This window comes from Streptomyces sp. NPDC051636, from assembly GCF_044453765.1.
GTDB lineage: Bacteria > Actinomycetota > Actinomycetes > Streptomycetales > Streptomycetaceae > Streptomyces.
This window is the reverse complement of the sequence record NZ_JBITDA010000009.1, coordinates 1-22,568: the sequence shown is the minus strand read 5'-3', so window position 1 is coordinate 22,568 and position 22,568 is coordinate 1. Positions and strand designations below refer to the sequence as shown.

General features: G+C 71.4%; 18 protein-coding genes and 1 rRNA gene. 8 read left to right on the top strand and 11 right to left on the bottom strand.

Annotation, left to right across the window (positions count from 1 at the left end; all coding sequences use genetic code 11):
* Positions 1–444: 444 nt before the first annotated feature.
* Together ACIBBH_RS17990 and ACIBBH_RS17985 are read right to left on the bottom strand one after the other, a co-directional pair.
* On the bottom strand, positions 445–1,116 hold the full coding sequence (locus tag ACIBBH_RS17990) for an HAD family hydrolase (RefSeq protein ID WP_399405595.1): 672 nt from the start codon (positions 1,114–1,116) through the stop codon (positions 445–447).
* Positions 1,117–1,173: 57 nt separating this feature from the next.
* A complete protein-coding gene (locus ACIBBH_RS17985) occupies positions 1,174–1,713 on the bottom strand; it encodes a DUF6912 family protein (RefSeq protein ID WP_399405593.1) in 540 nt (179 codons plus the stop codon).
* A gap of 298 nt (positions 1,714–2,011) precedes the next feature.
* On the opposite strand from ACIBBH_RS17985, the gene ACIBBH_RS17980 reads away from it, so the two are divergent.
* Entirely contained in the window at positions 2,012–2,518 is a 507-nt protein-coding gene (locus ACIBBH_RS17980) for an Rv3235 family protein (protein ID WP_399405591.1), read from the top strand.
* Positions 2,519–2,604: 86 nt separating this feature from the next.
* Here the strand turns inward: ACIBBH_RS17980 and secA are convergent, their stop codons facing one another.
* Positions 2,605–5,421: a preprotein translocase subunit SecA gene (gene secA, locus ACIBBH_RS17975; RefSeq protein WP_399405589.1), complete on the bottom strand. Its 2,817-nt coding sequence runs from the start codon at positions 5,419–5,421 to the stop codon at positions 2,605–2,607.
* 282 nt (positions 5,422–5,703) lie between these two features.
* Between secA and ACIBBH_RS17970 the strand changes: the two genes are divergently transcribed.
* The gene (locus tag ACIBBH_RS17970; RefSeq protein ID WP_399405587.1) at positions 5,704–6,285 is read left to right on the top strand and encodes a GNAT family N-acetyltransferase; all 582 of its coding nucleotides are present in this window, start codon (positions 5,704–5,706) and stop codon (positions 6,283–6,285) included.
* Positions 6,286–6,517: 232 nt separating this feature from the next.
* A complete protein-coding gene (locus ACIBBH_RS17965) occupies positions 6,518–7,690 on the top strand; it encodes a winged helix-turn-helix domain-containing protein (RefSeq protein WP_399405585.1) in 1,173 nt (390 codons plus the stop codon).
* A gap of 34 nt (positions 7,691–7,724) precedes the next feature.
* Here the strand turns inward: ACIBBH_RS17965 and ACIBBH_RS17960 are convergent, their stop codons facing one another.
* The 7 genes from ACIBBH_RS17960 to mtnA form a co-directional block, all read right to left on the bottom strand.
* A complete protein-coding gene (locus tag ACIBBH_RS17960) occupies positions 7,725–8,471 on the bottom strand; it encodes a response regulator (protein WP_399405583.1) in 747 nt (248 codons plus the stop codon).
* A gap of 206 nt (positions 8,472–8,677) precedes the next feature.
* A complete protein-coding gene (gene hpf / locus ACIBBH_RS17955; RefSeq protein WP_399405581.1) occupies positions 8,678–9,370 on the bottom strand; it encodes a ribosome hibernation-promoting factor, HPF/YfiA family in 693 nt (230 codons plus the stop codon).
* Between the two features lie 315 nt (positions 9,371–9,685).
* Positions 9,686–10,471 (bottom strand): ComF family protein, encoded by a 786-nt coding sequence (locus ACIBBH_RS17950; RefSeq protein ID WP_399405579.1) that lies wholly within the window; start codon positions 10,469–10,471, stop codon positions 9,686–9,688.
* A 122-nt stretch (positions 10,472–10,593) separates the two neighbouring features.
* The gene (locus ACIBBH_RS17945; protein WP_399405577.1) at positions 10,594–12,429 is read right to left on the bottom strand and encodes an LpqB family beta-propeller domain-containing protein; all 1,836 of its coding nucleotides are present in this window, start codon (positions 12,427–12,429) and stop codon (positions 10,594–10,596) included.
* Entirely contained in the window at positions 12,419–14,494 is a 2,076-nt protein-coding gene (mtrB, locus tag ACIBBH_RS17940) for an MtrAB system histidine kinase MtrB (protein ID WP_399405575.1), read from the bottom strand. Before mtrB ends, ACIBBH_RS17945 begins: the two co-directional genes overlap by 11 nt.
* A 1-nt stretch (position 14,495) precedes the next feature.
* Complete coding sequence (gene mtrA, locus ACIBBH_RS17935; protein ID WP_187284748.1) at positions 14,496–15,185, bottom strand: two-component system response regulator MtrA; 690 nt, start codon at positions 15,183–15,185, stop codon at positions 14,496–14,498.
* Positions 15,186–15,342: 157 nt separating this feature from the next.
* Positions 15,343–16,485, bottom strand: coding sequence for an S-methyl-5-thioribose-1-phosphate isomerase (gene mtnA, locus ACIBBH_RS17930; protein WP_399405573.1), 1,143 nt, complete (start codon positions 16,483–16,485; stop codon positions 15,343–15,345).
* Between the two features lie 140 nt (positions 16,486–16,625).
* Between mtnA and ACIBBH_RS17925 the strand changes: the two genes are divergently transcribed.
* The 5 genes from ACIBBH_RS17925 to ACIBBH_RS17905 are packed head-to-tail and all read left to right on the top strand — an operon-like array spanning position 16,626 to position 22,191.
* The gene (locus tag ACIBBH_RS17925; RefSeq protein WP_399405571.1) at positions 16,626–17,984 is read left to right on the top strand and encodes a hypothetical protein; all 1,359 of its coding nucleotides are present in this window, start codon (positions 16,626–16,628) and stop codon (positions 17,982–17,984) included.
* A gap of 4 nt (positions 17,985–17,988) precedes the next feature.
* Positions 17,989–18,696 carry a DUF4129 domain-containing protein gene (locus ACIBBH_RS17920; protein ID WP_399405569.1) on the top strand — a complete coding sequence of 236 codons (708 nt, stop codon included), beginning with the start codon at positions 17,989–17,991 and terminating at the stop codon, positions 18,694–18,696.
* Complete coding sequence (locus ACIBBH_RS17915; RefSeq protein WP_399405567.1) at positions 18,693–19,892, top strand: DUF4350 domain-containing protein; 1,200 nt, start codon at positions 18,693–18,695, stop codon at positions 19,890–19,892. Before ACIBBH_RS17920 ends, ACIBBH_RS17915 begins: the two co-directional genes overlap by 4 nt.
* Positions 19,892–20,881, top strand: coding sequence for an AAA family ATPase (locus ACIBBH_RS17910; protein ID WP_399405941.1), 990 nt, complete (start codon positions 19,892–19,894; stop codon positions 20,879–20,881). Before ACIBBH_RS17915 ends, ACIBBH_RS17910 begins: the two co-directional genes overlap by 1 nt.
* Positions 20,881–22,191, top strand: a complete 1,311-nt coding sequence (locus tag ACIBBH_RS17905; protein ID WP_399405565.1) for a DUF58 domain-containing protein — start codon at positions 20,881–20,883, stop codon at positions 22,189–22,191. Before ACIBBH_RS17910 ends, ACIBBH_RS17905 begins: the two co-directional genes overlap by 1 nt.
* 101 nt (positions 22,192–22,292) lie before the next feature.
* Here the strand turns inward: ACIBBH_RS17905 and rrf are convergent.
* Positions 22,293–22,409, bottom strand: a 5S ribosomal RNA gene (gene rrf / locus ACIBBH_RS17900).
* Between the last annotated feature and the right edge of the window lie 159 nt (positions 22,410–22,568).

Genomic DNA, 22,568 nt, shown 5'->3' with positions numbered 1-22,568 from the left:
CCGGTCACGGATGTGGTCCGTGCTCCCCGGGCGCAAGGCGGGGGCACCGGTGCCCCCGCGAACTATCGCGCTGATCACGCCACAAGGCTATCGCTCCTTACCGGGGGCCCGTCATGAGCCGTATGTGTACAAAACCGGGGGTGGAACTTTGACGTTCTGCACAGGCGTGGATGGGGCTGGGGGGCGTATCCGCGCGTAGGTCCTCCTGCCCTCGGAATGCCGGCGCGGGGCCGCTGCCCCGGCAGCCAGGGGGTCGCCGAGGGTGCCGAGTGGCTGGAATCCATCGTGCCTGGGAGTGGGCGCAGCGGCACCCCGCCGGCGCCGGGCCGCGCGGCCTGCCCCCGGCACCCGCACCGGTCACCGAGAGACGCCGGACCACGCCAATCCCGCCGGCGCCGGTCACGAGAAACCCGGCCCACACCAACCCGCTGAAGCCGCGCAGCGTCACGCCGCCAACCGCTCCGCCTCCGCCACAGCCTCCGCCAGCGTGTCCACCACCGGCACGCCCACCGCCTCCAGACTGGCCCGGCTGTGCGACCCCCCGGTGTACAGCACGGCCCGCGCCCCCACGTACCCCGCCGCCACCGCGTCGTCCGCCGCGTCCCCGATCACCACCGTGCGCGTGGCCTCGATCCCCACTCCGCCCAGCGCCTCGAGATGCCGCACCATGTGCTCGGCCTTGCTGCCACCGGACGGCCCGGTCCGCCCCTCCACCCGTATGAAGTGCGCCTCGATCCCGAACCCCCGCACCAGCGGAATCAGTTCGTCATGCACATACATGCTCAGCAGCGACTGGCTGCGCCCCGCCGACCGCCACCCCGCCAGCAGTTCCACCGCCCCTTCGGTCAGCCCGCACCGCACCCGGTGCTCGGCGTAGTACCGGTGGAAGATCTCGTCCATGATCTCCCACTCGGCCTCGGTCGGCAGCCTTCCCAGCAGCCGCTCGTAGAACTTCGGCACCGGCACGCAGTACAGCGCCCGGTACTGCTCCAGCGTGATCGGCTCCAGCCCCAGCTCGACGAACGCCGCGTTCGTCGCCCCGATGATCGCGTCATTGTCGTGGAACAGCGTCCCGTTCCAGTCCCAGACGATGTGCGCGCTTGAGTGCATCCCCATGCCCAAAAACGTACCCGCCGCCACTGACAATCAGGGAGCGGCGAAGAAACCCGCAGGTCACAGGAGGCTACGCCCGTTACCTCGGTTACTGAGTCCCACCAGATTCGGGATCTCCTGCGTCGCGTACCACAGCAGCTCGTGATCCTCGGCACCGTCCACGACGAACTGCGCGTCGTCATCGCCGCCGTCCGCCGCCTCCAGCGCCCCCGCCGCGGCGGCCACGTCCGCCTCCGCGTCGTCCGCGTCCACGTGCACCGCCGCCGCCTTGGCCAGCCGCACCGGCCCGGCCACCCGCACCTCGCCGAGCGCCGCCGGGTCGAGCCCGCGGTCCGGATCGGCGGCGGCCGCGCCGTCGGGCACGTCGACGGCGACCACGACGCGCCGCCGCGCCGCGTCCGGGTCCGCCGCGAGCAGCCGCAGCGAGGCCAGCGCGGCCCGGCTCAGCGCGGCGTACTCGAGCTCCTCAATGTCGTCGGAGAGGTACCACTCGCGCAGTCCGGGCGTGACGGCGTAGGCGACGAGCGGGCCGGTCCCCAGCTCACCCGTCTTGTACGCCTCGGCGAGACCGGAGAGGGTCAGGGGGACGTAGACGCGCATGCCGGCCGCTCTTTCCTGATCGTCGGGCTCCGTTGAGGGCCTTCAGGATACGTGCGGGAGGTCCTCTTTCGGGTCCCGTCCGTGACGCCCCGGACGTCCACCCGGCACCCCTCGACTCACCCGCGCGCCGCCTGCCGGCACCGGGTTCCCGCCCCTCCCGGCCACTCGGATAGGTGAACTTCCCCGCACCCCGACACCGACCGCTCCTTCCTTGCCGCCGCCGTCCATGGACACGTACAAGATCCCCACCAGCAAGTTACCGCCCGGTACCAGCCGGGCCCGCCGAACGGGGACTTCCGTGAACAAGGTCATGACCAGGTCAGCGGCGCAGCACCGCCCGGGCGCCCGCCCCCCGAGCCGCCGCGACCCCCGCCGCCCCGGCGGCACCCCGCCCCGCAACCCGGCCAGGAGGGCGGCCGGTACGACACCGGGCACGGACCCGGCGGCCGGTACGACGCCGGCGCCGTGTCCCCGCCCCACCGACCTCTTCGCCGACCGTCTCCTCGCCGTGCTGAGCGGTCAGCGTCCCGTCCACTGGATGCTCCGGCACACCGTCGGCCGCGCCTACGACGACCTGGCCCGGCTCGCGGAACGCGGGCCCCTGCGCACCCGCGGCCCCCGTCCCGTCGTCCGCGACATCGGCTACTACGTCCCCCGCCCGGGCGCCGTCGAGGCCTTCGCCCGCATCGGTGCCGGCGACCAGCTCCGCGCCCTGGCCTTCCGCCTGGAACAGGGCGCCGACCTCCGCTGGCGCTGCACGGCGGTGGAACTGGGCGGCCCGCGCCCCGCACGGACGGACGACTGACGCCGCGGCCGCCTCACCGCATGCCGAAGGGCCGGGCACCCTCGGGTGACCCGGCCCTTCCATCCGCTACGGCGCCGCAGGCACCGTCACTTCTTGCGCCGGCGTCCCGCCTTGGCCTGCTTGCGCCGCTCGGCGCGGGTCAGGCCGTCGGCCTCGGAGCGCACGGGCTCGCCGTCGTCGGCGAACTCGCCCTCGACGACGCCGCCCTCGCCGTCCACGGTCGGCGCGGAGAAGTGCAGGTCCCGCCGCTGCGGGGCGTCCAGCCCCTTGGCGCGGATCTCGGGACGGGAGCCGGCCTGCGCCGGAACCGTGTCCTGCACCTGCTTCTCGAGCGACGGCGCGGCGTCCTCGACCGGGACCTCCTCGACCTGCTGCTCGACCTGGACCTCCAGGTTGAACAGGTAGCCGACGGACTCCTCCTTGATGCCCTCCATCATGGCCTGGAACATGTCGAAGCCCTCGCGCTGGTACTCCACCAGCGGGTCCTTCTGCGCCATCGCGCGCAGGCCGATGCCCTCCTGGAGGTAGTCCATCTCGTAGAGGTGCTCGCGCCACTTGCGGTCCAGGACCGACAGCACGACCCGGCGCTCCAGCTCACGCATGATCTCGGAGCCGAGCTGCGCCTCGCGCGCCTCGTACTGCTGGCGGATGTCGTCCTTGATGGACTCGGCGATGAACTCGGCGGTCAGCCCGGCGCGGTCGCCGGCCGCCTCCTCCAGCTCCTCAATGGTGACCTTCACCGGGTAGAGCTGCTTGAAGGCGCCCCACAGGCGGTCCAGGTCCCAGTCCTCGGGGAAGCCCTCGGCGGTCTCGGCCTCGACGTAGGCGTCGATCGTGTCGTCCATGAAGTGCTGCACCTGCTCGTGCAGGTCCTCGCCCTCCAGGACGCGGCGCCGCTCGCCGTAGATGACCTCGCGCTGACGGTTGAGGACCTCGTCGTACTTCAGGACGTTCTTACGGGTCTCGAAGTTCTGCTGCTCGACCTGCGACTGCGCGGACGCGATCGCGCGCGTGACCATCTTGTTCTCGATCGGCACGTCGTCCGGCACGTTCGCCATGGACATCACGCGCTCGACCATCTGGGCCTTGAACAGCCGCATCAGGTCGTCGCCGAGGGAGAGGTAGAAGCGCGACTCACCGGGGTCGCCCTGACGGCCGGAACGACCGCGCAGCTGGTTGTCGATCCGGCGCGACTCGTGCCGCTCGGTGCCCAGCACGTACAGGCCGCCGAGCTCCTCGACCTCTTCCTTCTCGGCCTTGACGGCCTGCTCGGCCTTCTCCAGGGCGGCAGGCAGGGCCGCGGCCCACTCCTCGATGTGCTCCTCGGGGTCGAGGCCGCGCTGGCGCAGCTCCGCCTCGGCGAGGTCCTCGGGGTTGCCGCCGAGCTTGATGTCCGTACCACGGCCGGCCATGTTCGTGGCGACCGTCACGGCACCCTTGCGGCCGGCCTGGGCGACGATCTGCGCCTCGCGCTCGTGGTGCTTGGCGTTCAGCACCTCGTGCTGGATGCCGCGCTTGCTGAGCTGCTGCGAGAGGTACTCGGACTTCTCGACCGAGGTGGTGCCGACCAGGATCGGCTGGCCCTTCTCGTGCTTCTCGGCGATGTCGTCGACGACCGCCTCGAATTTTGCGACCTCGGTGCGGTAGATCAGGTCCGACTGGTCCTTGCGGATCATCGGCTTGTTCGTCGGGATCGGGACCACGCCGAGCTTGTAGATCTGGTGGAACTCGGCGGCCTCGGTCATCGCCGTACCGGTCATGCCGGAGAGCTTCTTGTAGAGGCGGAAGAAGTTCTGCAGGGTGATCGTGGCGAGCGTCTGGTTCTCGTCCTTGATGTCCACCCCTTCCTTCGCCTCGATCGCCTGGTGCATGCCCTCGTTGTAGCGGCGGCCGGCGAGGATACGGCCGGTGTGCTCGTCGACGATCATGACCTCGCCGTCGATGACGACGTAGTCCTTGTCCTTCTTGAAGAGCTCCTTGGCCTTGATGGCGTTGTTCAGGTAGCCCACCAGCGGCGTGTTGACCGACTCGTAGAGGTTGTCGATGCCCAGCCAGTCCTCGACCTTCGAGACACCGGACTCGTGGATGGCGACGGTGCGCTTCTTCTCGTCGACGTCGTAGTCGCCGGTCTCCTCGATGCCCTTCAGCGGATTGCCGGCCTCGCCCTTCTTCAGCCGCGTGACCAGCTTGGCGAAGTCGCCGTACCACTTGGTGGCCTGGTCGGCCGGGCCGGAGATGATCAGCGGCGTACGGGCCTCGTCGACGAGGATGGAGTCGACCTCGTCGACGATGGCGAAGTTGTGGCCGCGCTGGACGAGCTCGTCCTTGGACCACGCCATGTTGTCGCGCAGGTAGTCGAAACCGAACTCGTTGTTCGTGCCGTACGTGATGTCGCACAGGTACTGCTCGCGGCGCTGGGCCGGCGTCATGTTGGCGAGGATGCAGCCGACGCTCAGGCCCAGGAACCTGTGGACGCGGCCCATCATCTCGGAGTCACGCTCGGCCAGGTAGTCGTTGACCGTGATGAGGTGTACGCCGTCACCGGAGAGGGCGTTCAGGTACGCGGGCAGCGTGCCGACGAGGGTCTTGCCCTCACCGGTCTTCATCTCGGCCACGTAGCCGAGGTGGAGGGCGGCGCCGCCCATCATCTGCACGTCGTAGTGCCGCTGGCCGAGGACACGCTTGGCAGCCTCGCGGACCGTGGCGAACGCCTCGGGGAGCAGGTCGTCCAGGGTCTCCCCATCGGCGTACCGCTGCTTGTACTCCTCGGTGAGGGCCCGCAGCTCGGCGTCGGAGAGGTCGACGAAGTCCTCTTCGATGGAGTTGACCTGGTCCGCGATGCGGTGCAGCTTGCGCAGGATTTTGCCTTCGCCTGCACGCATGATCTTCGAGAGGACGGACACGGGGGCTGGTCTCCTTGCCGGTCGGGCCTGGGACGGTCGGTTTTCCATTTGACGTACTGAGCAACGGCCATCGTATGCGAGGACCCGGCCACGCCGGGAGGCCTGGCGACGCGAGGGCCGTTCCACGGGGCGCCTTCAACGGGGACAACGGCCTGGCCACGCGGATAGTGCCGCACCGCCGGGAGGAATTGCGCGAAACGTGATCACGCGCTCACGTACGGCGCACAGGACGCGAGCGGCAAAAAGATGGCTTCCTCGCCGGCACCCGAGCAGAATCGGCCGATGGAACCCGTGACGCTCACCACCGGCCGTCTCCTCCTGCGCGCGGTCGGCCCGGAGGACACCGACACGGTGTACGACGCCGCGCAGGACCCCGACATCCAGCGCTGGATCCCCCAGTTCCCCTCCCCCTATCTGCGCGAACACGCGCAGAGCTTCACCGAGCAGGTGGTACCGGACGGCTGGGCGAACGACTCGATGTTCAACTTCGGCGTCTTCCTGCACGCGGGAGACCTGGCGGGCATGCTCGGCATCACGATGCGCGCCCTGGGCGTCGGTGAGATCGGTTTCTGGGCCGCCAAGGAACACCGCGGCAACGGCTACATCACCGAGGCGACCCTCACCGCCTCCCGCTGGGCCTTCACCGAGCTGGCCGTCGACCGGGTGGAGTGGCGCGCGGAGGTCGGCAACAAGCCCTCCCGCGCGGTGGTGGAACGCGTCGGCTACACCATCGAGGGCACCCTGCGCTCCGTGATCAACAACAAGGGCGTGCGCCGCGACTGCTGGGTGGGCTCCCTGCTCCCGTCGGACCTGGGGCTACCGTCAACGGCGCCGTATCTGCCGGCACCGGGGCACTTGGCGTGACCGGGAGCTGAGAGCATCCGCGGCCGCGAGCGGGCGACCGGCCACCCCGCCACAGGCGGCGTACTGCCGCAGTCGTGCCGCTGGGGCGGCACGGGTGGACGCGGCGGCACCCCGCAAGCGCCGGGCTGCGCGACCCACCCCAGCACCAGCCCCGGGTGCCCTGGCAGGCAACGCCCACGGAAACCCCCAGCTCACCCCGCGCTGTCAGTCCCGCCCCCTATCGTCCAGACCCATGACGACCCCGCGCCCCACCACCGAACTCACCGCGGACGAGGCCCGCCGCATCGCCCTCCGGGCCCAAGGCTTCCTCGGCACCCCCCTCCGCGGAGCAGGCGTCCGCGGCGTCCTCCGCCACCTCGGCGCGGTCCAGCTCGACACCATCTCCGTCCTCGCCCGCTCCCACGAACTCGTCCCGTACGCCCGCCTCGGCGCGGTCGGCCGCAAGACGGTCGAAAACGCCTACTGGAAGGACACGCACGCCTTCGAGTACTGGTCCCACGCCGCCTGCATCCTCCCGGTCGAGGAGTGGCCCCACTTCGCCTTCCGCCGCCGCGCGTACCGCAACCGCCCGCACTGGAACCACGACCTCCCCGACGGCGCCTACGAGCAGGTCATCAAGCAACTCCGCGCCGAAGGCCCCCTGACCGCCACGGAGTTGGGCGGCGCGAAGCGGACCAGCGAATGGTGGGACTGGTCCGGCGCGAAGGTCGCTGTCGAGCGCGCGCTGATGTACGGCGAGGTGGTCTGCGTGGAGCGCCGCGGCTGGAAGCGCGTGTACGACCTCGCCGAACGCGCCATCCCGGGCGCGCTGCTGCACGACGAGCTGGACGACACCGAGTGCCTGCGCCGCCTGGTCCGCCTGGCGGGCCAGTCCCTCGGCGTGGGCACGCGCACGGACATCGCCGACTACCACCGCCTGAAGGCCGAGCAGGTCGACGCGGTGATAGCGGACTCGGGCCTGGTCCCGGTCACGGTGGCGGGCTGGGGCAAACCGGCCTGGGCCGACCCGGCGGCCCTGGAGACGCCCCCGCGCGGCCGCCACCGCACCACGCTGCTGTCCCCGTTCGACTCCCTGATCTGGGAGCGGGCCCGCACGGAACGGATCTTCGGCTTCACCCACCGCCTGGAGGCCTACGTCCCCAAGCCGAAGCGGGTGTACGGCTACTTCGCCATGCCGGTCCTGGCCGGCGGCCACCTCGTCGGCCGCGTCGACCCGGCCCGCGAAGGCCGCACCCTGGTGGCCAAGCAGGTCACCCTGGACGGCCCCAAGGCGGTCCCGGCCGTGGCCCAGGCCCTGGTCGAGGCCGCGAGCTGGGTGGACTGCACAGACGTACGCGCGGAACTCGTCGACGCCCCCGAACTCCGCGAGCCCCTCACAGCGGAACTCGCCCGCCTCGTCGCCTGAGCCTGGGCCTGAGCTGAGCCTGGCCGAGCCCGGCTCAGCGGATCTCGAGGATCTTCTCCCGCATCGCGTAGACCACCGCCTCCATCCTGGAGTGCAGCTGCAGCTTCTCCAGGATGTTGCGCACGTGGTTCTTCACGGTGTTCTCGGAGATGAACAGCTCCTTGGCGATATCCCGGTTGTTCATCCCGGTGGCGACCAGCTTGAGCACCTCGAGTTCCCGGTCGGTGAGCCGCGGCGCCGGCACCAGTCGGCGCTCGTCGGTGCGCTGGATCATCGACTTGAACTCGGTGAGGAGTTTCGACGCCATGGAGGGGCTGATCTGCGACTGTCCGTCGGCCACGGCGCGAATGGCGGTGGCCACCTCGTCCGTGGAGATCTCCTTGAGGAGATATCCGGTCGCGCCCGCCTTGATCGCGTCGTAGAGATCGGCCTCTTCGTCGCTGATGGTCAGCATGATGATCTTCGCGCTGGGGGCCACCTCCTTGATGGAGGTACAGGCCTCGATCCCGCCGCGCTTGGGCATCCGTACGTCCATCAGGACGATGTCGGGCAGCAGGTCGGCAGCCTTGTCGACGGCCTCGGCGCCGTCGCCCGCCTCTCCGACGACCTGGATGTCCTCCTCGGCGGCGAGCACGATCTCCAGGCCACGGCGGAACAGGGCATGGTCGTCCACGACCAGGACTCTGATCGGCTCCTTGCGTGGAGTGCCCGCGTCCGGGCCCATGCCGACGACGCCGCCGTCGGCATCCTCGTCCCGCATCGGTCCGAAGCTGTCCGCCATCGTTCCTCCCCCTGAAGGCTGTGGCCTGTGGTCCTGTGCCATCGCCAACCCAAGGCAGCGGCCCACCGGTTGGGCCGGTGCGGCCATGATTTCATGCCCGGACGGCACTGCGGTGACCGAGCGGGGCGTGAACTGGTCGCACACCGGTGCCCCTGGGGGCGCACTCGCGCTCCAGGGGCACCTGCATCAGCTGTCAGCCGGATGATTCAGCCACCCAACGTGCCGCCTGCCGCCCGGGGTTGCGCCTGGGCGACCATCGGGTCCGTGCTGAGGTGGATGACGCCGTAGTCGTAGGCGTGCCGCCGGTAGACGACGCTCGGTTCCTTCGTCTCGGAGTCGACGAACAGGTAGAAGTCGTGCCCGACCAGCTCCATCTCGTAGAGAGCCTGGTCGAGGGTCATCGGGGAGGCCACGTGGGTCTTCTCGCGGACGACGAGGGGGCCTTCGCCCTGCACCTCCAGCGAGCCGATCTTCTTGGTCGGCACTCCCTCCGTCTCTTCCTCGTGGACGGGGCGGCCGTTCCCGTTGAGCGTCGCCGCGCCCGGAACGTGGTCGGGAACCTCGGCGGCCGAGATCCGGCGCGCGCCGCGGCGCGAGAAACGCTTGTCGTGCTGCTTGCGCAGCCGCGCTTCGAGCTTCTCCGCCGCCAGGTCGAGTGCCGCATACGGATCGCTGGCCGCTGCCTCCGCCCGGATCACCGGACCGCGGGAGCGGAGCGTGATCTCCACTCGTTCACAACGGTCGGCCTGTCGAGGGTTGGGCTCCTTGGACACCTCGACATCGAGGCTGATCACCTTGGCATCGAGCTTCTGGATCTTGTCCAGCTTCAGCTTCTCGGCCACGTGCTTGCGGAACCGCTCGGGCACCTCGGTCTTGCGGCCCTTGACGACGATGTCCACGCAGAACTCCGTTCCCGGATCGCTCCGCTTCACCGGCGGAGCGTCTCCCTTTTGCACCAGGTCCCGGATAGCCCCGGAACCTCGGACTCGGTGACGTCCACCTCCTCCTCCCCCGCGGGCAAGGTCTCCACCCCACCGGTGCGGGTGATTGCAGAAAACCCGCAGCACGGCATTCGTATATGAGGGGTATGGCCTGCGCCTTTCCCTCACAACCGAACATATCTCGCCCGGACGGATGTCGTCACCCTCTACTGCGGCGTACCTCCGTTCAGGTGAATTTACCTTCTCACTACCTGCAACGACGCAAGTCGGAAGTCAGTTCCGGTTTATTTCGAAGGAATCGGGCGGGGCCGCGATCACGGCCGCGCGGATCACCGCTCCTGTGGATCCAGCCATCCGTTCCCCCATCTCTTCCCGAGTTGAGTGCGCGTACACGACCGTTCTCCCGCCGCCGCATGTGATCACCTCCCGCAGGGCACGCGCCGCCTCCGTCAGCGACGCGCCCGTCGTGATCAGGTCGTCGACCAGCACGGGACGCCCCCCGGCGAGCAGCCGGGCACCGCCCGCCGTCACCTCCAGGGCGCCCGCGAGATTGGCCCGCCGCCGACGTGAGTCGAGCCCCGACTGGTCCGCCACGGCACGCCGCTGCCGCAGCACCGCGGCCACCCGGGCCGATGTCCCGCCGCGCCGCAGCTCACCGGCCGCGGCCAGCGCGATCCGCCGCACCGGATCGTGCCCGCGCGCCCGCACGGCCCACCGCGCGGAAGGCACCGGCACGAGCAGCACAGGCCGGCCGTCCCGCCCGGCGGACGACAGCCCCGCCCGCACCGCCCCCGCCAGAGCCACCCCGAGGGCGCCCGCGAGACTCAGTGCGCCCCGCTCCTTGTGGGCGAGGAGCGTCGCCCGCACCTCGTCCGCGTACGGAGCCGCCGCGTGGACCTCCGGCAGTCCGGGCGGCTCCGGCACCGGGCGCACCCGGCGCGGTGCGGCCCCGCTCAGGGCGGCACGGCACTCCGGGCAGAGCACCGTACGAGGCCTCCCGCAGCCTCCGCACTCGGCCGGCAGCACCAGGTCGGTGAAGTCCTGCCACCACCCCCGCATGGCCTCCACTGTGCCAAGGCCCGACCGGGTCGGCCACCCCTGTGGAAAACTCCCTGTGGACAACCGTGGACCACCGGCCGCGCGCCCGGACCGGCAGCAGGCGGGAGGTCACCGAGGTCACCTCATCCCGGATAGACCGGCGCGGACCCCTCCTTGACCACCTTCTGCCACTGCGCCCCGGACGGCAGCCGCACGATCCCGTCCTCCGAGTACGCCACCAGAGGCAGCCGATCGTCCTCGGACGCGGTGATCGCCTTCACGCCCGAAAGGGCAGCGGGCGTCGGCCCGTCCGGTGTGGAACCGTCGACCTGCACGTACCGCATCTGCTGCAGGCCGCCCTCCTCCTGCCCGACCACCACGAGCCGGCTGTCCCCCGCCCAGGACATGGTGGTGACCTTCTCCAGCTCCGGCGTCGCCGAGCGCAGTTCGAGGACCGACACCGGGTGCCCCGCGGACTTGTCTTCCCGCTCGACCCGGCCGACGAGCAGGGACTGCTTGCCGTCCTTCTCCACCACGAGCGCTATGCGCACCCCGTCGGCGGCGACCCGCACGTCCTTGATGCGTCCGGGGAGTTCGGGGGTCTGCACCGTGATCGGCTCGCCCCTGCCCTGCTCCAGCAGGATCAGCCGGGGAGCGTGGGGGTTGCGGTCGGCCACCCACAGGTCGCCCCGGGCGTCCCAGCTCGGCGTGGTCAGCCGGTCGTCCTTGGTCGTTCCCTGGCTGGTGACCACGGGCTCACCGAGCGAACCTCCCGAGGTCAGCGCCGTGACGTACAGCGACTTGCCGGCGGTGTCGACCCCCGCCGCCGTGCGCTCGTCGCGCGAGACGGCCACCGAGCGCAGCTCCTTGCCGCTCTCGCCCAGCGCGCCCGGCACGGCAACGGCACTGGTCCCGGGGCTGCCGGCCGCCATCCGTACCAGCCGGTGCCTGCTGTCGAGGAAGTACACGTACTCGGGGCTCTTCGCCGCCGCGTGCCAGGCGGCGGCCTCGGCCCGTTCCTCGGTGAGGTCGCACAGCCTCTTGTCACCGGCGCCCAGCAGTTCGACCGCGTCCACCGTGGGCGTCAGGTTCCGCAGGGTGAGCAGCAACTGGGTCGCCATCTCGGTGCACTTGGCCGTGCCCACCCGGGAGGCCCTGTCGTTCAGCGGCACCGTCAGCTTGTTCTGGTCGTCGGGCGTCAGCGAGGCGGTGCCCTTCCGCAGCGCCGTACCGGTCGGGAAGCTGGACCTGACCACAGGTGACAGCCGGCTCGTGGGCCCGCCGAGGAGCGACCGTACCGTCTGGGTCATCGGATCCACGCCCTTGCGCACGAAGACCGGATCGGCGACGGCCACCGGCTGCCCGCTCGCCCCGACCGAGGTGTTCGAGGCGAAGTAGTACTTGTTGACGGACGTGTAGTTGCGCTGGAAGTCGGACTTGCCCATGACGACGCCCTGCGGCGGCACACTGATGCGCCACTGGTTGGTTCTGGCGTCCCGCGTGAGGTGCAGCCGCTTGCTGTACGGCCCGTCGGCGGGCGCGTACGCCTGATGCGCGTCCACCGTCGCGACCTGGCTGCCGGCCAGCGTGTAGGAAAGGCTGTCGGTGTCCTCCTGGCCGCCCGGCAGCTTGTCGGGCTCGATGCTCGGCCCGTCCGCGAGCACGGTGGTCAACCGCTCCGGCCGCCACTGCCGCGCGGCGTCGGCGGTCAGATACCTGCGCGCCGTGTCGTACTGCGGATCGTCGCTGGTCAGGGCCTCCAGGAAGCCCTGCACGATCTCACCGGGCCGGGCGTCCTCCCGGGGCGGCATCGCGAAAACCCGCACCTGGGTCTCCTGCCGGGGCGTGGACTCGACGCCGCGCAGGTCCCCGCTGTCGGGCATCGAGGCGCACCCGGCCAGCAGTACGACACCACAGGCCGCGTACGCCACCGCGCGCACCGGCCGCCGACGCACGCCCCCCTCGTGGTCAGCGCCCACGAAATGCCTCCCCTGGCTTGTTCGAGTCCTCAGCGGCGTCCGCGCGGTCCGCGCTCTCCTCGCGCGCCGTACCGCCGGCGGACGCGTCGTCCTGCCGCCGTACGCCTCCGTTGGGCCGGGGCACCACGCGCGCGCCGTTGCCGGGCAGCGCGGTCGGGTCGGCGGCGGGAGTCACCGTGGCCAGCCGGTGCGCGATCGGAGCGCGCGGCGGCAGCGGCGGCACCTGCCCACCCGACGGCTGCACCGGGACCGTCGCACGCTTGCCGTCGCCCCCACCCGGCAGGCCGGCGTCGTCGAGTCCGCGGTTGCGCCGCGAGTCCTTGGGCTCCAGGGGTATGGGCGAGCCCCGCAGCGGCTCGTCCGCGGTCCGCGGCAGCGTCAGCCGGAACTGCGACCCGCCGCCCGGCTCACCCCAGGCCTGCAGCCAGCCTCCGTGCAGCCGGGCGTCCTCCAGGGCGATGGACAGCCCCAGCCCCGTACCGCCCGTGGTACGCGCGCGTGCCGGGTCCGCGCGCCAGAAGCGGCTGAAGACGCGGGTCGCCTCGCCGGGCTTGAGCCCGACGCCGTAGTCGCGCACGGCGACCGCGACCGCGCCGCCCGCCGCGGCCAGCTTGACGATGACGTCCTTGCCCTCGCCGTGTTCCACGGCGTTGACCACGAGGTTGCGCAGCACCCGCTCCACGCGCCGGGCGTCGGCCTCGGCCACGACGGGCTGCTGGTCGCCCACCACCCGTATGTGCGTGCCCTTGCGCTCAGCGAGCGGCTCGGCGCCGCTGACCACCCGCCGCACGACCTCCCTGAGGTCGATCGGCTCGGCCTCCAGCGCCGCCGCGCCCGCGTCGAAGCGGCTGATCTCCAGCAGGTCCGCGAGCAGCGACTCGAACCGGTCCAGCTGGTCGGCGAGCAGCTCCGCCGACCGCGCGGTCACCGGGTCGAAGTCCTCGCGGGCCTCGTGGATGACGTCGGCGGCCATGCGCACGGTCGTCAGCGGGGTGCGCAGCTCGTGCGACACGTCCGACACGAACCGCCGCTGCATCCGCGACAGGTCCTCCAGCTGCTGGATCTTCAGCTGAAGGTTCTGCGCCATCTTGTTGAAGGCCTCGCCGAGCCGCGCGATGTCGTCCTCGCCGGTGACCTTCATCCGCTCCTGCAGCTTCCCCGCGGACAGCCGCTCGGCGATCCCGGCCGCCATCCGCACGGGCGTGACGACCTGCCGCACCACGAGCCACGCGATGGCCCCGAGGAGTACGACCACGAAGAGCCCGGCGGTCGCCAGCGTGCCCTTGACCAGGCTCAGGGACTTCTCCTCCTGCGTGAGCGGGAAGAGGTAGTACAGCTCGTACGGGTCGCCGTTGGGGTCGTTGACCTGCTTGCCGATGACCAGCGCCGGCTGGGAGTCCTTGCCGTTGTTGTAGACGATCCGGGTGTAGCTCTGGGCGGCGGTCATGTTGCTGTTCACCCGCGTGCGCAGGTCCTCCGGCACGCTGGACGTGGGGTCGACGTCGCCGGAGCCGCGCGGACTGCGCCCGCCGCCGCTCTCGTCACCGACCGGGAGCGTCACCACGTCGAAGGCGCCCTGGCCGCCGCTGGAGAGCGACGCCACGAGGTCGCTCATCCACTGGATCACGTTCTGGGAGGGCCGTCCGCCCGCCGCGGAGGTCCGGTCGGCGGTGTCGCCCGCGGCCTCGTCGGCCTTCTGCTTGGCCACCGCGAACCCGCCGGTGGCCTGGCTCTGCGACGCGTTCACCTTGGCGTCCAGCAGACCGTTGCGCACCTGGCCGATGACGACGAAGCCCAGCAGCAGTACGACGCCCAGCGACATCAGCAGCGTCGTGACGACGACCTTGAGCTGGATGTTGCGGCGCCACAGCCGCATCACCGGCAGCAGCGGCCGGCGCACCCAGCGCATGAACAGCCGGAGGACCGGGCTGCCGTGGACCCCGCCCTGCAGCAGCCCGCCCTCGAAGAAGCGTCCCCAGCGCGAACCCGCCGCCTTCCGGCCGACAGACCGCCCCGGACGGTCCCCGGACCGGCCGGGAGCCGAAGCGGCACTGTCCCCGGACATGTCAGCTCGGTCCGGCCTTGTAACCGACACCACGAACGGTCACCACGATCTCCGGCCGCTCCGGGTCCTTCTCGACCTTGGAGCGCAGCCGCTGCACATGCACGTTCACCAGCCGCGTGTCCGCCGCGTGCCGGTAACCCCACACCTGCTCCAGCAGCACCTCACGCGTGAACACCTGCCACGGCTTGCGCGCGAGCGCGACCAGCAGGTCGAACTCCAGCGGCGTCAGCGCGATCGACTGCCCGTCCCGCTTCACCGAGTGACCGGCCACGTCGATGACGAGGTCACCGATGGCGAGCTGCTCCGGCGCGGGCTCCTCCGACCTCCGCAGCCGCGCCCGGATCCGGGCCACCAGCTCCTTCGGCTTGAACGGCTTCACGATGTAGTCGTCTGCACCCGACTCCAGGCCCACGACGACGTCGACGGTGTCGCTCTTGGCCGTCAGCATCACGATCGGCACCCCGGACTCCGCCCTGATCAGCCGGCACACCTCGATGCCGTCCCGCCCGGGCAGCATCAGATCGAGCAGCACCAGGTCGGGCTTGCTCTCACGGAATGCGGCCAGCGCCTTGTCGCCGTCGGCTACGAAAGACGGCTCAAAACCTTCACCACGCAGCACGATGCCGAGCATCTCGGCCAGTGCCGTGTCGTCGTCGACGACAAGGACTCGTCCCTTCATAAACGACATCATCCCATTCTCGTAACAGTGACCGGGGCGCTGGTGAGAGAGGTCACTGGCCAGTGACGATAGTCGTACGGGACCGCTACTGTCTGCCCTCGTCCCAGGGGCCCGGCGAGTGCTCCACCCGGGGTGGAGGTCACCGGGCCGGGGACGCCACGGCATCCGGTCAACCGATGGCCACCCCGCGAGGCCCTGCGGACAGCTCCGCCAGAGCCTCGGCCGTCACCGGAGACACGGTGCCCTCCTCGGTGACGATCGCCGTGATCAGCTCGGGCGGCGTCACGTCGAACGCCGGGTTGTACGCCTGGGTCCCCAAGGGGGCGACCGCGATCCCGCCGCCCGCGCCCGTCACCGGCATCTGCGGTGCCGCGACCTCCGTCACCTCGAAGCCCGGGCGCTGCTCGACCTCGATGGACGCCCCGTCCGGCGTGTCCGGATCGACCGTCGTCACCGGCGCCACCACGATGAACGGCACATGGTGGTACCGCGCCAGCACCGCGAGCGGATAGCTTCCCACCTTGTTCGCCACCGAACCGTCGGCCGCGATGCGGTCCGCCCCGATCAGCACCGCGTCCACCTCCCCGGCCGCGAACAGCGAGCCCGCCGCGTTGTCGGTCAGCAAGGTGTACGCCATGCCGCTGCGGGCCGCCTCGTACGCCGTCAGGCGGGCGCCCTGCAGCAGCGGACGCGTCTCGTCGACCCACAGGCGCCGCAGCCGCCCGGCCCGGTGTGCGGCGAGCGCCACCGCGAACGCCGTGCCCTCACCGCCCGACACCAGCGACCCGGTGTTGCAGTGGGTGAGGATCCGGTGCCCGCCGGCGGGCAGCAGCTCGTCCAGCAGCGCCAGCCCGTGCGCGGCCATGCGGGCGCTTGCCTCGGCGTCCTCCCGGTGCAGCGCCCGCGCCGCGGCCAGCGCTGCCGCGGCCGCCTGCTGGGCGTCCCCGCCCTCGGTGAGCGCGGTCCGGTACGCGGACCGGGCCCTGCGCACGCCGACGGAAAGGTTCACCGCCGTCGGCCGGGCACCCGCCAGCGCCCCGGCGGCCTCGTCCACGTCGAAGCCCCGCGCGGCGGCGAGCGCGACACCGTACGCCCCCGCGAGACCGAGCAGCGGCGCCCCGCGCACGGCGAGCGAACGGATCGCCTCGACCAGGGCCGACGCGTCCGTGCACACCAGCTCAACCTCCTCGGTCGGCAGCCTCGTCTGGTCGAGAAGGACCAGGACAGGGCCTTCGGGTGGCTCCTCCCATCGGATCGCCGGTTTCTCGGTCGGCCGTTGGTCTTCGCGGGTCTGCGCGTACTGATCAGCCATGCGGTCAGTCTGCCCCGTATCCGGCGGACAATTGAAGGTGCGCAGCCCATACCTCGGCCGGTCCCCCGAAGACCGCCCCATGGCACGATGGCTGCCAACCTGCCACCGCGACCGCGGACCGGCACCGTGAAGGAGCTTCGATGAAAGACACTCCGGGCTGGGCCTCGCCCGGATCCGCCCCGTCCGACGGGCAGGAACCCGGCGCGTCCGGACCTGCCGAGCCCGCCGGCCGGCCGGGCACCGCACAGCCCGCCGAACAACCGGGCGCGGGCGCGCAGGACCCCGGCTCGAAGTGGTCCAAGGAGCAGCCGCCACCCAGCCAGTGGTCCGCGCCCACAGGCGCTCCCGGCCAGGGCCAGGCACCGCCGCCGCCCCCACCCCCCGGCCCGGGCTGGGGCGGACAGCACCCCGGCGGCGGGTACGCAGGCCCCGGCGGGCACGGAGGACCGGGGGGCTACGGCCCTCCCGGCGGATACGGCGCCTGGGGAGGCGGCTGGGGCGGCCCCCCGCCCGCGGCCAAGCCCGGCGTGATCCCGCTGCGCCCGCTCGGCGTGGGCGAGATCCTCGACGGCGCCGTCTCCACCATGCGCACCTACTGGCGCACGGTCCTCGGCATCTCGCTGACCGTCGCGGTGGTCACCGAGATCATCGTCGTCCTCCTCCAGGGCCTCGTCCTCAACGACAGCGCCGGCACCGCGGCCCTCGACGACCCGAGCGCCAGCGTCAGCGAAGTGACCCGCGCCATGGGCGACGTCATGCTCGGCTCCGGCGTCGTCATCCTGATCTCCCTGATCGGCACGATCGTCGCGACCGCCCTGCTGACGGCCGTGACCAGCCGCGCCGTGCTCGGCAAGTCGGTGACCACCGGTGAGGCCTGGCGCGACGCCCGCCCGCAGATCCCGAAGCTGTTCGGCCTCATCTTCCTGCTGCTGCTCATCGCCTTCGGCATCGCGCTCGGCGGCGCGCTGCCCGGCATCCTCGTCGCGGTCGCCGGCGGCAACGGCGACGGCGCTGCCGCGCTCGCCGTCCTGGGTCTCTTCGGGGCCGCCATCGTCGCGCTGTGGCTCATGGTCCGCTTCTCCCTCGCCTCGCCGGCGCTGATGCTGGAGAAGCAGGGAATCCTGAAATCGATGAGTCGCTCCGCGAAGCTGGTCCGCGGCTCCTGGTGGCGGGTCTTCGGCATCCAGCTGCTCGCCGCGATCATCGCGAACATCGTCGCCTCGATCATCGCCATCCCGTTCGCCCTGATCGCCGCCGCGGTCAGCGGCAACAGCGTCTCCAACCTCCTCAACGGCACCGGTGGCGACCTCGGCTGGACGTTCCTCATCGTCAGCGGCATCGGTTCGGTGATCGGCTCCATGATCACGTTCCCGATCACGGCCGGCGTCACCGTGCTCCTGTACATCGACCAGCGCATCCGCCGCGAGGCCCTCGACCTCGAACTGGCCCGCGCCGCCGGCGTCCAGAACTACGGCGCCGGCACGACCCCGGGGAGCTGATGCGGTGAGCCTGACGGGGGGAGTTCTCCTGTCACTGGCGGGCTCCGGGGACGAGCCACCGGTGACGATCTCGCGCGACCCCGCGCGGGAGGCCGCACGGCGCGAGCTGGCCAAGCGGATGTACCACCAGAACGATCCCAGTCTCCTCGAACGCGCCCTCAACGCCTTCTGGGACTGGGTCGACCGGCTACTCAACGCCGCGTCGGCGGCGACACCCGGAGGGACGCTCGGCCTGGCCGTCGTGGTCCTGGCCGTCGTCGCCGTCGTGGCCGCCCTGTGGTGGCGCCTGGGCACGCCGCGCCGCCAGCCGACCTCTGCCGCCGCCCTGTTCGACGACCGCCCCCGCAGCGCCACCGAACACCGCGCGGCCGCGGAGGCACACGCCGCCCAGGGCCACTGGAACCAGGCCCTCCAGGAACGCATGCGCGCCATCGTCCGCGCCCTCGAAGAACGCGCCCTGCTCGACGTCCGCCCCGGCCGCACCGCCGACGAGGCCGCCGCCGAAGCCGGCCGCGCCCTGCCCTCGCACACCGACCGGCTGCGGGCCGCCGCCCGCGAGTTCGACGACGTGACGTACGGCGGACGCAGGGCGAGCGAGCAGTCGTACCACCGCGTCGCCGAACTCGACCGTGACCTGGAACGCAGCAGCCCCGTCCTCGCGAGCAGCACGCACAGCACGCCCCACAACACCCGCCAGGGGGCCGCCGGATGACCGCCGAGGCCACCACGCTCCCGTCCACCTCGGCCTCGCCCACCGCCCGCCAGGTGTGGACCCGCGCGCGAGGTGTCGCGATCGCTCTCGTGCTGCTCCTCGCGGGAGCCGTCGCTATCGCCGTCGTCCGGTCCGACGCCAGGCACGGCGAGCTCGACCCGCGCTCCGCCGACCCCTACGGCAGCCGCGCCGTCGCCGGGCTCCTCGCCCAACAGGGCGTATCCACCCGCGTGGTCGCCACCCTGGACGAGGCCCGCGCCGCGGCAGGCCCGAACACCACGCTCCTGGTCGCCGTCCCCGACCTGCTGACCCACCGGCAACAGACCGAACTGCGCTCCGCCACCGCCCACTCCGGCGGGCGGACCGTCCTCGTCGCCGCGGGCAGCTGGTCCGTCGAACGACTTGCCCCCGGCGTCACCGCGGACCCCGCCACCAGCCACGACTCGACACTCGCCCCCGACTGCGACCTGCCGGCCGCCCGCCGCGCGGGCACCGCCGACACCGGCGGCATCCGCTACACCACCACCCACCTCGACGCCGACTCGTGCTACCCCAGCGAGCGCCTGGCCACTCTGCTCCGCGTCCCCGCGGCCTCCGGGGGCGGTGACACCGTCGTCCTCGGCGCACCCGACATCCTCTACAACGACCGTCTCGACGAGCAGGGCAACGCCTCGCTCGCCCTGCAACTCCTCGGCTCGCGCCCCCATCTGGTCTGGTACCTCCCCTCGCTCTCCGACGCCTCGGCCACCGACAGCGGCGACCAGAAGGGCTTCTTCGACCTGCTCCCCTCCGGCTGGCTCTGGGGCACGCTGCAGCTCTTCGTCGCCGCCGCCCTCGCCGCCCTGTGGCGGGCACGCCGGCTCGGCCCCCTCGTGCCCGAACGACTCCCCGTCGCGATCCGCGCCTCCGAAACCGTCGAAGGCCGCGCCCGCCTCTACCGCAAGGCCAATGCCCGCGACCGCGCGGCCGCCGCCCTGCGCTCCACCACCCGCACCCGCCTCGCGCCCCTCGTCGGCGTCCCCGTCGCCCAGGCGCACGCGCCCGAGGCCCTGCTGCCCGCGCTGTCCGCCCATCTCCACGGCGACGGGCAGTCCCTGCACTCCCTCCTGTTCGGCCCGCCGCCCGGCGACGACGCAGCCCTCATCGAACTCTCCGACCAACTCGACGCCCTCGAAAGAGAGGTACGCCGTCCATGATGGACCCGACCACTGACAACGCCGGGTACACCGGGGATCCGGGCACCGCCCGGGCCTCCCTGGAAGCCCTGCGCGCCGAGATCGCCAAAGCCGTGGTCGGCCAGGACCCCGCCGTGACCGGCCTCGTCGTCGCCCTCCTCTGCCGCGGACACGTACTACTTGAAGGAGTCCCCGGAGTCGCCAAAACGTTGCTCGTCCGCGCACTCGCCTCCGCGCTCGAACTCGAGACCAAACGCGTCCAGTTCACTCCGGACCTCATGCCGAGCGACGTCACCGGCTCCCTCGTCTACGACACCCGCACTGCCGAGTTCTCCTTCCAGCCCGGCCCGGTCTTCACCAACCTCCTCCTCGCCGACGAGATCAACCGGACTCCCCCCAAAACCCAGTCGTCCCTCCTTGAGGCCATGGAGGAACGCCAGGTCACGGTCGACGGAACGCCCCGCCCGCTCCCCGACCCGTTCCTGGTCGCCGCGACCCAGAACCCGGTGGAGTACGAGGGCACGTACCCCCTCCCCGAAGCCCAACTGGACCGGTTCCTCCTCAAACTGACGATCCCTCTGCCCTCCCGCCAGGACGAGATCAACGTCCTCACCCGCCACGCCGAGGGCTTCAACCCGCGCGACCTGCGCGCCGCCGGCGTACGCCCCGTAGCCGGCCCCGCGGACCTCGAAGCCGCACGCGCCGCGGTCGCCAAAACCACGGTCTCCGCCGAGATCACCGCCTACGTGGTAGACATCTGCCGCGCCACGCGCGAGTCCCCGTCCCTGACCCTCGGCGTCTCGCCCCGCGGCGCGACCGCCCTCCTGGCCACCTCACGCGCCTGGGCGTGGCTGACCGGCCGCGACTACGTCATCCCCGATGATGTGAAGGCGCTGGCCCTGCCCACTCTCCGGCACCGCGTGCAGCTGCGCCCGGAGGCCGAGATGGAGGGCGTGACAGCCGACTCCGTCATCAACGCGATCCTCACTCACGTTCCGGTTCCCCGCTGATGGCTCTCACCGGACGCGCTGCTCTCCTCGCGGCCCTCGGCTCGATCCCCGTCGGTGTCTGGGAACCCGGCTGGACGGGCATCCTCGCGGTCAACGCACCGCTGGCCCTGGCCTGCGCGTGCGACTTCGCGCTCGCGGCGCCCGTACGTCACCTTGTCCTGACCCGCTCCGGCGACTCCTCTGTGCGCCTGGGCGAGACCGCCGACGTCACGCTCACTGTCAGTAATCCGTCCCGGCGCCCGCTCCGGGCCCGGCTGCGGGACGCCTGGCCGCCCAGCAGCTGGCAGCCCGGCACGGAGGTCGAGGCGTCCCGGCACCGTCTCACGGTTCCCGCGGGCGAGCGCCGCCGCGTGACGACCCGGCTGAAGCCCACCCGCCGCGGCGACCGACAGGCCGACCGCGTGACCGTCCGCTCGTACGGCCCCCTGGGCCTGTTCGCCCGCCAGAGCGCGCACCGAGTTCCCTGGACAGTACGGGTTTTGCCCCCGTTCACCAGCCGCAAGCACCTTCCATCGAAACTCGCTCGGTTGCGTGAACTCGACGGCCGCACCAGCGTGCTGACCCGCGGCGAGGGCACTGAATTCGACAGCCTGCGTGAATACGTCCCCGGCGACGACACCCGTTCCATCGACTGGCGTGCCACCGCCCGCCAGTCCACGGTCGCGGTACGCACGTGGCGCCCGGAACGCGACCGCCACATCCTCCTGGTCCTCGACACCGGCCGCACCTCCGCCGGCCGCGTCGGCGACGCCCCCCGCCTGGACGCCTCCATGGACGCGGCCCTGCTTCTTGCGGCGCTCGCATCCCGTGCCGGTGACCGCGTCGACCTGCTCGCGTACGACCGCCGGGTCCGTGCGCTGGTCCAGGGCCGCGCGGCGGGCGACGTGCTCCCGTCGCTGGTGAATGCCCTGGCAACCCTCGAACCGGAACTCGTCGAGACCGACGCCCGAGGCCTCACGGCCACGGCCCTTCGTACGGCCCCGCGCACATCCCTGATCGTCCTGCTCACCGCGCTCGACGCGGCACCGGTCGAGCAGGGCCTGCTCCCTGTCCTTCCGCAGTTGTCCCAGCGCCACACCGTCCTGCTGGCATCGGTGGCCGACCCGCACATCGCTCGCATGGCGACGGCCCGTGGAAGCACGGAGGCGGTGTACGAGGCTGCGGCCGGTGCTCAGGCCCAGGCCGAACGGCACCGGACTGCCGAGCAGCTCCGCCGACATGGAGTGACGGTCGTCGATGCGACGCCGGACGAACTGGCTCCGGCACTGGCAGACGCGTATTTGGCTCTCAAGGCGGCAGGGCGGCTTTGACGGTGCGGCCTGCCGGGAATTTCTCGGGGGCCGTCGGGCTGAAACGGGCTGAAACGCAGAAAACCCCCGCACCGGAGGGTGCGGGGGTTTTCTCAATGATTGTTCGGCGGTGTCCTACTCTCCCACAGGGTCCCCCCTGCAGTACCATCGGCGCTGTGAGGCTTAGCTTCCGGGTTCGGAATGTAACCGGGCGTTTCCCTCACGCTATGACCACCGAAACACTATGAAACTGACAACCGGACCACGTTGTGGCAACGTGGGGCTGTTCGTGGTTTCAGAACCAACACAGTGGACGCGAGCAACTGAGGACAAGCCCTCGGCCTATTAGTACCGGTCACCTCCACCAGTTACCTGGCTTCCAGATCCGGCCTATCAAC

Coding starts and splice junctions, on each gene's coding strand:
- ACIBBH_RS17990 (WP_399405595.1), bottom strand. CDS start 1,116: ATGGGGATGCACTCAAGCGCGCACATCGTCTGGGACTGGAACGGGACG.
- ACIBBH_RS17985 (WP_399405593.1), bottom strand. CDS start 1,713: ATGCGCGTCTACGTCCCCCTGACCCTCTCCGGTCTCGCCGAGGCGTAC.
- ACIBBH_RS17970 (WP_399405587.1), top strand. CDS start 5,704: ATGGAACCCGTGACGCTCACCACCGGCCGTCTCCTCCTGCGCGCGGTC.
- ACIBBH_RS17965 (WP_399405585.1), top strand. CDS start 6,518: ATGACGACCCCGCGCCCCACCACCGAACTCACCGCGGACGAGGCCCGC.
- ACIBBH_RS17960 (WP_399405583.1), bottom strand. CDS start 8,471: ATGGCGGACAGCTTCGGACCGATGCGGGACGAGGATGCCGACGGCGGC.
- ACIBBH_RS17950 (WP_399405579.1), bottom strand. CDS start 10,471: ATGCGGGGGTGGTGGCAGGACTTCACCGACCTGGTGCTGCCGGCCGAG.
- mtrB (WP_399405575.1), bottom strand. CDS start 14,494: ATGTCCGGGGACAGTGCCGCTTCGGCTCCCGGCCGGTCCGGGGACCGT.
- mtrA (WP_187284748.1), bottom strand. CDS start 15,185: ATGATGTCGTTTATGAAGGGACGAGTCCTTGTCGTCGACGACGACACG.
- mtnA (WP_399405573.1), bottom strand. CDS start 16,485: ATGGCTGATCAGTACGCGCAGACCCGCGAAGACCAACGGCCGACCGAG.
- ACIBBH_RS17925 (WP_399405571.1), top strand. CDS start 16,626: ATGAAAGACACTCCGGGCTGGGCCTCGCCCGGATCCGCCCCGTCCGAC.
- ACIBBH_RS17915 (WP_399405567.1), top strand. CDS start 18,693: ATGACCGCCGAGGCCACCACGCTCCCGTCCACCTCGGCCTCGCCCACC.
- ACIBBH_RS17910 (WP_399405941.1), top strand. CDS start 19,892: ATGGACCCGACCACTGACAACGCCGGGTACACCGGGGATCCGGGCACC.
- ACIBBH_RS17905 (WP_399405565.1), top strand. CDS start 20,881: ATGGCTCTCACCGGACGCGCTGCTCTCCTCGCGGCCCTCGGCTCGATC.